Here is a 10824-nt window from a genome sequence, read left to right as displayed (position 1 = left end):
CAAAAAGCTCAACAACCAAAAGCCGTGAGCTAATTTGATTGTAGGCCTTTATAGACCGTACCTCGTCTATCAACATCTAGAACCAGAACAACAACTTTATTCTCCATGACTTGATATACCAATCCAAATTGATCAGTAATGTCCTGGAAGCAACACAGATCCTTCAAAGCATCTTTTCCAATACAGCTATTGATACAGTTATTGAAACAGCAAAACAAACGATAAAATATAAGCAATCACCTACTCAAAAAGCTCAACAACGAAAAGCTGTGAGCTATAGAGCAAATGTGATAAAAACACGTACGTGTTTAGAGGTACATAAGTGGACAGGTTCCTGACACATAAATTGTGTAAGTTGTATAACTTATGATTATTATGTAATCAGGGTGCTTGATAACCAATTCTGGATCATAAGTAGTTATCTACAGCTGTTTAATGTAATAGAGTAATAGAATTCTGCAACTCAACCAAGAACTGTCAGATCAGACAAAGTTGTCTTCCTGAGTAATTTATCTACAGTCTCATCTAGTATAATGTCGTATTTTTGCTCGACAAAATGTCGTATTTTTGCTAGTTTAAAGGTATGTGAAAACTGATGTATAAGGGAGATGCGATGACAACTAAAGCGAAAATGCAAATGCGCATCAAACGCTCAAAACGTTATGTTTTTATGCGTGATGATTTTAATGACATTGCGAATTATGACCAAATTGGAAGAGTTCTGCGAAACTTAGTTCAAGAAGGTGAGCTAATTAAAGTTGGTTATGGTATTTATACCAAAGCAAGAAAAAATCAAATTACCGGCAAAGTAATGCCAGCCTGTCCAGAAGGCGCGGATGCAGTGATCTTAGAGGCATTAAAAAGATTGGATGTGCAGGTTACGTTAGGAGAGGCTACGGAAAAATATTTATCTGGTCAATCCACCCAGATTCCAGCCTTTACTCAAATTAAAACCCCGCGTCGTTTTACACGCCAATTGTCTGTAGGTCGTAGCCAAATTAATGCCTGATATAAAAAATGTGTTTGCAGATGTCGCTGATGCACTTGGTATTGGTGCAACTTCTATTGTTGAAAAAGATTACTATGTTGTCGAGTTATTGAGACTATTACAGTCTCTAGAATTTGAAACGCATGACTTGGTTTTTGCTGGTGGAACTTCTTTAGCTAAAGCAAATATTCAGTTAAATCGGATGTCTGAAGATGTGGACATTAAAATAGTTCCAAAACCAAATATTGCATTAAGTCGCTCTAAAGCTAAAGTTGTACGTAAACAATTGCTTCATCAAGTACAAGACAAAATCTCTCAATCTGATTTCTTTACAATTGAAGAGGAACCAGTTGTCTGGGATGAATATCGTTATATGGAATTATTAATTCGATATCCTCAGCATTTCAACCAAGCTCCCTGTTTACGACCATTCATTAAATTGGAATTAGTTGAAACAGACTTACTTGAGCCTTTTGAATCTAGAAGTATCACCTCGTTTGTGTATGACTTGGCTAAGAAAGGGAAGCCAGTCGATGCTTTTCCCTCCGTCACAATTGTCAGTACCAGTATCGAGAAGCTGATAGCAATTTTAAGGCGTACAGCGGCCTTTGCTAGAAATGCTGAAAGAGCTGATGATGAATCATTAGTTCGACATGTGTATGACTACTTTAAAATTACCTATGGTAAACCACAAGATTTTGTTTATTTAGGGCACTTAGCTACTAAAGTTATAAAAACTGATATTGAGCGTTATGGTCGTCAGCATACTCTTATGGTTGAAGACCCGATTGCTGAATTGTTATTTGGTTTAAATGAATTAAGTCGTAATCCACTCTATAAAGCCAGGTTTAATAATTTTGTTGTTCCTATGGTGTTCGGGGACAAACAAATATCATGGCAGCAAGCCTATTCACATTTTCAGGACTCAGTTCAACAGATCTTCGCTAACTTAAAGTTGTAAATGTAGAAAAGAAATTAGCTTAAGCACAATAGATTATTTATTTACAATCACTCTTATTACAACTAAATTTGTCAAAATTCTTCAGAGTTTTTTCTTTGAATTCTAACTCGTAACTCATCGAAGATAGAAAATGTTAATTCGCTTGAAATTTTTTTTGAATTAGCCTAAGTATAATTCTTAGGCTATTCTTAAAACCATATTTCAAGCTGCATAAAAATTCGATTAGGCAATTGTTTTAAAAACCAGGTCCGTAATCGTAACTATTTTCTTGCGTGGACTCTTTACGACTATTACGTGATGTCACAGATTGATTTTTATAGAAATTATCAGCTCTATCTTCCTTATTTATTATACTAGGATCTTTAGGTTCCAAACTTAATTCTCTCCTTGGCGGTTTTGGTTCAGCACTGTCATTTTTAGCAGCTGAATTACCAATTGGACTATTCTCAATTGCAGCATTCACTTTTTGCTGAGCAGTGGTTTTAAATTCAATTTTGATATCTTCTGAATCAGCAATTTGTTGTACTTGTTTTTTAAACTCATCTGTTCCAAAAACTAAAACAACACCAAACTTGGCTCTTGCCAGGAATAAAGCATCACGGATATGCTCATGTTGATGACTAACAACTGTAATTTCTGATGTATTTTTCGTTTCAAAAAATGCAACTTTTTTTTGGTCCAGATAAAATTTTTGTCCAAATTTGTATTCGATTACATAGTCTTTTCTAAAAAGAGATGTCATTTGGGATTGCTGATGAGGTATAGACATTTTCTTTGAAGATTCTAATGTATTCAAGCGTTCTCCTTCTTGTTTTTTCTGAAGCTTGAGTCTTCGAGTGTATTCAAAGTATTGCAGCATTTGCTCAAACTCAGATTCAGCTAAATTTTCAGGAAGTTTGATTGTTCTTTTCTTCTCAACCTTAGGCACGAGCTCTAATTCTAGTGTTGAAGATGAAGACTGAGAGTTGTGCTTGTGTTCTTTTGGCTGCTTGAGTGGAGAAATATGTAGATTAAAATAAAGTTGCCAACATTGTTCAATCTCAGATGAATTGAAATATTGCTTATTTAGTTCTTTATGCTGAGTATAAATCAGATTTTGGATCCTAAGCATGAGGAGATCCTGATCTTGCTTATTAATATCAGGCAATTTCTTTTCATCAACACATTTTTTTAATGTTGATTGCAGTGACTCCATTGGTAAACCGCAACAATTTAAGAGCAAACAAGTTTTAATAATGGCTGTACTTTGATTTGTGTGCGTGGATCTAAATTTTTTAAAGAGTTCAGTAAAACACGACTCGATATTGTTTTGAGAAAGACGTTCGAAACTTGGTAATACTCTCTCATGGTTTGTGTCGATAATCTGTTCTTTTTCTTTGAGATCTTTTACAGTAGCGTGGAACAATTCTTTAAATTCCGACGTACCCCTGAGCGTTCCTTTCTTTTTAGAATCAAGTGCTTTTATACATTGTTGTAGTCGGGTCACGGAATAATTACTGAACACCAGGATCCCATATCTATTTTGAATGGCTATCGGTTCATTCTGATCAAAGAGGATTTTTGCTTTTTCAATCCTAGGGTTATCTTGGCAAATAAAATTTTTAGATTGACGTTGATCAAATAAAAATTGTTGTTGCATAAGCAAGTGATGTGAGGGGGGGAAAAACTTTAAAAAATCTGCGTAAGACGTTATTTTCGAGGAATCAAAGCTTGAAGAAAATGGAAAGCTTTCTTGCAGTGTTTTAGAGGTCTTTTTACCCAAGCTTTTATGTTGATCGTTATATTCTTTTCTTTGCAATGCTCTTGAATTTATTTGATCAGCAGAGTGCTGGTAATGCAGCAGAGTAAAAATGACATCAGATGATTGCTCTGGAAATTTCTGCTGCCATTGTTTTAAAAAATTATTTTTATCATGCTTATAATTTTCATTTTTAAGAGAAATTTCTTGGTATCCATTTTTACGATTTTTACTGATTGAATCCTTTTCTGCCTTTATTTTTAGATAAACATCATGAAGATTAGTAACTAAAAAATCTTCATTTTTAAATAAATGGTAAGAATGTACAGTTGTTTCTGCTGATTGAGAGTGCCGAGATGTTTCATTTAGTTTTATAAGAGGGATAGTTTTAATATCACTATCTTTAGCCGTAAAATCTCCCCATTTTTTTTCTAAGTTTTTGAGAGTCGCTTGTTTATTACAAAATAAAGAGGCTTTAAACGTGAGTTCTTGCTCTTCGCTTGTCTTAATTTTAAAAGTACTACCGTTTCGCTTTTTCTCATAAAGAATGCCATGTTGAGCTAATTCTTTATGCCAGTCTTGCCAATTTTCAGCGTTTTTCAGTACTTGATTAACGCAATGTCCAATATAGCGTTGGTAGTCTTTGCCTGATTCGCTTTCACTGCTCATTCGACTTTTTTGTTGATGTCGATGTTCTTGATCTCGAATTTTTGAATAAATTTTTTCAGCATCAGGCTGAGGTATATAATCTGGATTTTTTTCACAATGTCCCGTGTCATGCTTATAGATAAACATTGGATTAGGCTCTGGTTCCCAGCCCTGTTTTGCTTCAATTTCTGCTGCAGCCCGATGTACAGCATTATAAATCCAGCCATCTCCAAGATCGATCACTTTATTTTCATTGTGTTTATTTTTTTTGAATGGATGAACTTTATTGACGATTAAATGAAAGTGAACATTGTCTGTATCCATGTGCATTGCATATTGCATTTGTAGTTCTTCTGCACTGAGATGTTTCGCTAAAATATCAATTTGTTGTTCTAATTGCTCAGTGGTTGGAACCTCAAATTTTTTAAAACTTCCGACCATGTGTACGATCGGGTCAATCACACGAGAGTTCAAACTGGCAGTTTGTGACATTTCTATTTTTTGATAATGAGGATCATCATCTAAAAAGTTTCTAAAGTTTGAATAGACACATTTTTCAGAGAGTAAGTCTTCATCAAAACCAGGATGAAGCTGATGAATATATTCAGACAAATGGTGAGCACGTGTCTGCTTCGGATGATGAATATAATCCGATAATCCAGTCACACGTTCTTCTACTGAAGACCCGATCGTATTCGCAATGACTTTAATAATCATACTTTATCCAATCTATCATTGAGTCTACGCACAGTCATTTTGATCTCCGGGATGAGCTGTTCTATTTCATCCAATTCATGAAGAATGAGTCCTGTATCTTTGAGTTTTTCCAAAATTTTTGTCAGTAAAATTCCCATGATTCTCACAGTATGAATGTCCTGTTGATCTGAAATACTGAACTGGGTATCCGAGAAAATCTTCAAACGTAGATAGTTAGATTGAGCCATATGTAATGCCGCACAGGCAGCACTAATTTGTTGATGTTCATCTGCTGTAAAGCGAATAATGATTTTTTTGTTTCTCAATGTTTTGTCTTTCATTTTTTTCTACTATATGCAAATTGAGACCGAGCGGAGCGAGCTCGAGATTTGTGATTTTGGACGATGTATATTACTCGTCCCATCCTGTATATTTTTAGCGGTCAGTGAATGAACTGAAGATGATGAAAATCATGCTTGTTTTCCCTTTTTTTTCTTAGCGCAAAAAGTTACATTTTTCAGTAATTTAAAAATCAAAAAAGGGTCATATTTTGCCATTTTTATGAGAGTAAATATTTCGAATAATGAGCTTATAAATTTATTCTTAAGGAAGAAATATGATGCAAGATCAGAATATTTTAAAATTCGATAGTGAAAATTCGGATAATATAAATTCTGAATTCTCAACAGATAATTCTTTTGAAGCTCCTCAAGAAAGTAATTCTAAGCCTTCAAAACTTGTTGAGAAGAATCAAAAAATATATAGCAAAAATGATTCTAAAAACTTTGAAAATATTCTTCTTTGTTATATAAAAGAATTGAATGAAAAGACCATTACACGGAATCAATTGCTTACTCAGCATAAGAAAACTTTACTTCAACTCTTTGGTCTTGGTGCAACAACCGGAGAAGTACTAGACTTTCTAAAAAGAAACAATTTTGTGGGTATTACTGAGGAAACTTTAAAAGAGTTTTTAAAGAAGAAAAAATAAATTATGTTGTGAAGTAATCAATAAAAATTACTTCACACAAAGCAATTGATCCCACTTGAAGTAATTTTGAGTGAGTTGGTTACGTGACATATTCCAGGTTCTGTTCGGTAACATACTTGCACCAAGAGCGAGTTTGGTTTTACCAAACTTATGATGGATTTCCTCAAGTGAATCCATCAAGATATTGTCTAAGCCAACTTGCTTCATGTCTGTGAAAAGGTCATAAGTATGCCTGGCTTTTGGCTCCAGACAAGTCAGTATCACGCCACACTTCTTGAAGCCTACATCCTTCTGATATAAATCATCTATCATTTTGATGGCAACTTTACACAGCGTTAATACATTGTCAGAGGGTTCAGGTAAAGTGATTGCTGCAGACTTGCTGTAATACGGTTTATGCGTATCAAATGGATTCGATTGTACAAAAGCCATCATGTAACCACACAACATATTCTCACCTCTTAAGCGAGCTACCGCATCTTGTACATACAGGCTCATGGCCTCTTTCAGATCGTCAATATGGTAAATCCTTTGACCAAACGAACGACTCGCAACAATTTGTTTTCTAGGGGCTTGAGTATGCTCTAACTCAATACAAGCAACTCCATGCAGCTCTAATAAAGTTCGATGCATGACGATAGAGAATTGCTCTCGGATCATCAGTGGGGAAGCCATGACAAAATTCATTACAGAATGGATGCCCATACTGTTGAGCTTGTACGTATGTTTACGTCCTACACCCCAAATCTCACTTACCTCGATGGATTGGTACAGAGTCTCGGTAGAGCAGTAATCCATTGCAACCAAGTTGCATACACCATTCAAGTAAGCATTCTTCTTGGCAATGTGATTGGCTATCTTTGCTTCAGTTTTCGTTCGACCTAAGCCAATACACACAGGCAAACCAAGCCAGGTGAAGATACGCTGACGAATCTGTTGAGCATAATCGGTTAGATCATCCTTCTCTGAAGGAGCGGTCAGATCAAGGAAGCATTCATCAATCGAATAGACTTCTTGCTCGTCAGGAGCGACAAAGTCTGAAAGGACTTTCATGAATCTGCGAGACATCTCTGCATATAAAGCATAGTTACTTGAGAGCACTTGGACTTTATGCTGCTCTACGATGTCTTTAATCTGAAAGAAGGGAACTCCCATCTTGATACCTAAGTCCTTGGCTTCCTGAGAGCGTGCAACAGCACAACCATCATTGTTGGAGAGAACAATGACAGGCTTGTTATTCAGACTTGGATTGAAGATACGCTCACAACTGACATAACAGTTGTTGATGTCCACTAGAGCAAACACCTTGTTTGTACATTCCATGTGATGAAACCAATAAAGTAGAGTTACTTGCGTTTCCGGAACGGTTTGATGACAAATGTCACTACACCCCAAATCACCATCTCTTGCCCATCATTAAGATGAATGTCAGAACAATCCGGATTCTCAGCTTTAAGCCAACGATGATCACCTTCGATCATCAGACGTTTAACAGTGAAGTCATTGTCGATTAGGGCAATAACGATGTCTGCATGTTTGGCTTCAAGACTACGATCAACGACAAGTTCATCATTAATGTCGATGCCAGCATCTCTCATTGAAAGAGAGGCTACTTTGACAATGAATGTTGTTGCCTCATTGCTGATGAGGTGTTCATTCATGTCTAGAGTTTTATCTACATAGTCTTGAGCAGGGGAAGGAAAACCAGCAGCAACTTTCTCGGAAGCCAGAGGAATTTGCATGTGAGTGAACGGCTCTACAGGAGAGATTGAAGCAACATCATTAAAGCATTGTTTCTCTGCTTCGTTGAGATAATTCTTGATTTCTATGATCTTGGATACAGGTACTCTTACAGTTTTTGTAGGCTCGTTATATTTTAGCTTTCTACCGGAACCTTCTCGGCTTCCCCCACGATTATTGCTCATGACTTATCCATTATTTGATTTTGTGACAAAATCAAATAATAAACTTTACCTCATTCCAAAAACAAGAGAATCTGGATAAATGGTTAATATGAAAAGTATAAATTCTGGGAGATTTATAAATTTATTGACCTAATTCTTTGTCAGTTAGCTGCCTACCAAGTAGCTCCGAATGTGCATTAGAAAGATTTATATCCTGCAATAAAGCCGCTTCTGAAGGGAATTTTGAAGCTTTAGAATCATACGTATTGACGACTTTTATTACTCCTTTTAATGCCTCCACTGGATCTGAGTCGACATATGAAAGGGAGGGCTGCTCAAGGCAATAAGCTACATACTTTAGGGATTTTTCCGACCATATTATCTGATAGCTATACTGCTTTCTGTTCCCAAGTAACTATTGGTATTCTTTAAAAGTCAGTACTTTAACATGGAAAAGCTTCTACGGCCTTAAGTACAGAAAGTAGTCCATGCATAGTTTCCATCTGTTCTATAGGAACTCCTCCAGTTAATAAATTAGGTGAATTGAGAAAACGGTGCATCCATTTAATATCACCACCATTCAGGCTATAAACAGCTCTGTAAATCCGAATTACGATTATTGCTATTTCCCCTGATTGAGAATTTGGATCTAGCATTAGGCTTGCATCAGATAAATCCATATCAACGCATTCAAGATGCAGAATTCTTACAAATTGCTCAGGTTTTAACCCAAGCTGCTGAGCCGCTTTCCATGAAGCCTGAGCCAAAAGTTTAGATTTATTTATAGGTTGTGAAAGTGGACTCATAAGTATGCCCTTAATATAAAAAATAGTGCTTTTTCTTAAATTATCTGGAAAAATAAAAAGTATCTAAAATTTGTTATATTAGCCCCATAAAAAGCGCGAATCTAGTCTCCACGTTTTTATGACCTTCTTTGAGTAAATTGAAAAATTTTCTGAATAGAAAACTCTCCCAAATATGGGTTGTTCAGTAATCAGAGTTTTTTATTTCTCTTTTAAACAATATGGCTAAATAGGAACTTGATCAGAAAAAACACCACAAAAAATGCAATGGTTGCTCTCCTGGTAATTACCTTGAAATAAAAGCAATAGAAATAATTAAAGTGATGGTTTTTTGCAGATATTCACAATACTGAGTTTGAGTTTTGCTAAGTTTTGCATTTTTTAGCAACTTGAGTTGCTAAAAAATGCAATTTATAGCCATGAATTAAGTCCGCACTCATTTTTATGTGAGGACTTAATTAAGGTTAAGAGCCATCTATCACATAGGATAATAAGGCGTGTTCGTCAAATGCTCATAGAAATTAGTTAAAAGTTGATCATATATATTCTGTAAACTAATTAAAGATACTTGCTGAAATCCATATTCTTCAAAAAATTGATTATCAACAAAATATGCAACAGCTTCATATGTCGTGAGATGGCGTGCAACGTTAAGCTGTTTGCAAAAGCCTGGTTCAAATAGTAATTGTAGGGCCGTAGTTTCGATAATTTTAGAAGCTACTATTTTTGAAATGATCCGTACATTAAGATTTCGGATTTCAGATCTAATTGATTTAAGAACTACATGAGAGGAACTATTCATAATCGAGCCTTTAAGTGAATAGATTTTTCTTAAAAGAAAAATTTACTTAAATTATTTGTTATGAAAGAATGCAAAGGTAAAACGTCGAAATTTTACAATCTTTCATTTCCTGGGTTTGGAATGAAAAGCATGAGTGTCCTATTGTCTAGATAGGTCACTCATGCACATACAATATTGATCATCTAATTTCCCTCCTTAATTTTTAAAAGATGTTTTTTGTCGAAATAGACAATAAAATACTATCAATATTTATATGCAAACTTGCCTATTTAGTCAAGTTATTATTGTCGGTTTATGGTGTTTTATTATGATGCTTGAAATGGATGCTGATTTGTTTTGTCTAAGACTAAAAGAAATCAGAAAAATGAGAAAAATGACACAGCAAGAATTGGCGGAAAAATCAGGCATGCCATCTACATCAATTGCACATTTTGAGGCAGGTTCTCGTAAACCGTCGTTAGAAAATTTTTATAAGTTAGTTGTTGTGCTGAATATATCTGCTGATTATTTATTAGGATGTATAGATCAACATACTCATTCAGGGAGCGATCCAATTACAAAATCTATTCAAGCATTACCTGAATCAGAAAGACAGATGATTGAAAAATTCATCTTGTCGTTGCAAAACTAAAGTTTTATATCAAAACTGTGTCACCCTGTCTCTTCTTAAGATCAATATGACAATGGTCAGGGTGGGGTTCCCACTATCTTAGAAATTTAGCAGCAGGATTTGGCGGTTTGACCTTCAAACCAGTCATGATACGAATCAGCTCAACAAAGCACTCACTGTTATAGCGTGGCTGATATGGGCGTTTCAGGCGTTTGGATCGTAAAATCTGCAAGTCAGCCGCAATCATGGAACGTAGGGTTTCTACTGAAAGATCGAATCCATGCACGGTGGTGAGCTTTTCATGCGCCAAGGTGGGTCCAAATCCCAACAAATGTTCAAAAATAATGGAAAGACATTTGGTTTTTACCAAATCATCATGACTGGTTGAAAGATTCAAGATTTCAGTAGCACGGACTTGGATAATACGATGATCTTTAGGCGTTGTATTTATTTGCCAGACATAGTGATCAGCATCTATAATTTATATCCAGTCCATGATGGTGAAAACCATCATAAACCAGACATTTTTATTGGTGAGAATATAGACACTTTAAATGGCACTGTTGCAAATAGAGATTTGAGTCGATGATGTTCCCTTTAAAAAGTACTTAGAGACCGAAAACCCTGTTGATTAGACACACTTCACCCTGAGGCTGACCATAATAAAATGACGATGCTTGTCC

Annotated in this window: 9 protein-coding genes and 2 pseudogenes; 4 read left to right on the top strand and 7 right to left on the bottom strand. The window is 35.4% G+C overall.

From position 1 onward, the window contains the following. Positions 1-613: 613 nt before the first annotated feature. Positions 614-1009: a DUF6088 family protein gene (locus FTU42_RS13620; RefSeq protein ID WP_120376154.1), complete on the top strand. Its 396-nt coding sequence runs from the start codon at positions 614-616 to the stop codon at positions 1007-1009. Then, complete coding sequence (locus FTU42_RS13615) at positions 1002-1949, top strand: nucleotidyl transferase AbiEii/AbiGii toxin family protein (protein WP_120376155.1); 948 nt, start codon at positions 1002-1004, stop codon at positions 1947-1949. Before FTU42_RS13620 ends, FTU42_RS13615 begins: the two co-directional genes overlap by 8 nt. A 235-nt stretch (positions 1950-2184) precedes the next feature. Here FTU42_RS13615 and FTU42_RS13610 read toward each other — a convergent pair whose 3' ends face one another. Both FTU42_RS13610 and FTU42_RS13605 read right to left on the bottom strand, forming a co-directional pair. Further along, entirely contained in the window at positions 2185-5052 is a 2868-nt protein-coding gene (locus FTU42_RS13610) for a relaxase/mobilization nuclease domain-containing protein (protein ID WP_180083592.1), read from the bottom strand. Then, the gene (locus tag FTU42_RS13605; protein ID WP_120376123.1) at positions 5049-5372 is read right to left on the bottom strand and encodes a hypothetical protein; all 324 of its coding nucleotides are present in this window, start codon (positions 5370-5372) and stop codon (positions 5049-5051) included. Before FTU42_RS13605 ends, FTU42_RS13610 begins: the two co-directional genes overlap by 4 nt. 275 nt (positions 5373-5647) lie before the next feature. Between FTU42_RS13605 and FTU42_RS13600 the strand changes: the two genes are divergently transcribed. Beyond that, a complete protein-coding gene (locus FTU42_RS13600; RefSeq protein ID WP_120376124.1) occupies positions 5648-6022 on the top strand; it encodes a hypothetical protein in 375 nt (124 codons plus the stop codon). A 27-nt stretch (positions 6023-6049) separates the two neighbouring features. Here the strand turns inward: FTU42_RS13600 and FTU42_RS13595 are convergent, their stop codons facing one another. From FTU42_RS13595 to FTU42_RS13585, 3 genes are all read right to left on the bottom strand, one after another. After that, positions 6050-7345 carry a Y-family DNA polymerase gene (locus FTU42_RS13595; RefSeq protein WP_120376125.1) on the bottom strand — a complete coding sequence of 432 codons (1296 nt, stop codon included), beginning with the start codon at positions 7343-7345 and terminating at the stop codon, positions 6050-6052. Positions 7346-7368: 23 nt separating this feature from the next. Continuing rightward, positions 7369-7947 (bottom strand): LexA family transcriptional regulator, encoded by a 579-nt coding sequence (locus tag FTU42_RS13590; protein ID WP_120376126.1) that lies wholly within the window; start codon positions 7945-7947, stop codon positions 7369-7371. Positions 7948-8369: 422 nt separating this feature from the next. Further along, positions 8370-8732 carry an antitoxin Xre/MbcA/ParS toxin-binding domain-containing protein gene (locus FTU42_RS13585; protein WP_120376127.1) on the bottom strand — a complete coding sequence of 121 codons (363 nt, stop codon included), beginning with the start codon at positions 8730-8732 and terminating at the stop codon, positions 8370-8372. A 1106-nt stretch (positions 8733-9838) separates the two neighbouring features. Between FTU42_RS13585 and FTU42_RS13580 the strand changes: the two genes are divergently transcribed. Further along, a complete protein-coding gene (locus tag FTU42_RS13580) occupies positions 9839-10162 on the top strand; it encodes a helix-turn-helix domain-containing protein (RefSeq protein ID WP_120376129.1) in 324 nt (107 codons plus the stop codon). Positions 10163-10254: 92 nt separating this feature from the next. On the opposite strand, the pseudogene FTU42_RS13575 reads toward FTU42_RS13580, so the two are convergent. Both FTU42_RS13575 and FTU42_RS13570 read right to left on the bottom strand, forming a co-directional pair. Beyond that, a pseudogene (locus tag FTU42_RS13575) lies at positions 10255-10565 on the bottom strand (ISNCY family transposase); the annotation flags it as partial. A gap of 184 nt (positions 10566-10749) precedes the next feature. Next, a pseudogene (locus FTU42_RS13570) lies at positions 10750-10824 on the bottom strand (IS6 family transposase); the annotation flags it as partial.

The organism is Acinetobacter sp. YH12102 (assembly GCF_013419125.1).
Classification (GTDB): domain Bacteria; phylum Pseudomonadota; class Gammaproteobacteria; order Pseudomonadales; family Moraxellaceae; genus Acinetobacter; species Acinetobacter pseudolwoffii.
Note: the sequence above shows the minus strand (reverse complement) of the source record. Positions and strands in the feature narration are given on the sequence as shown.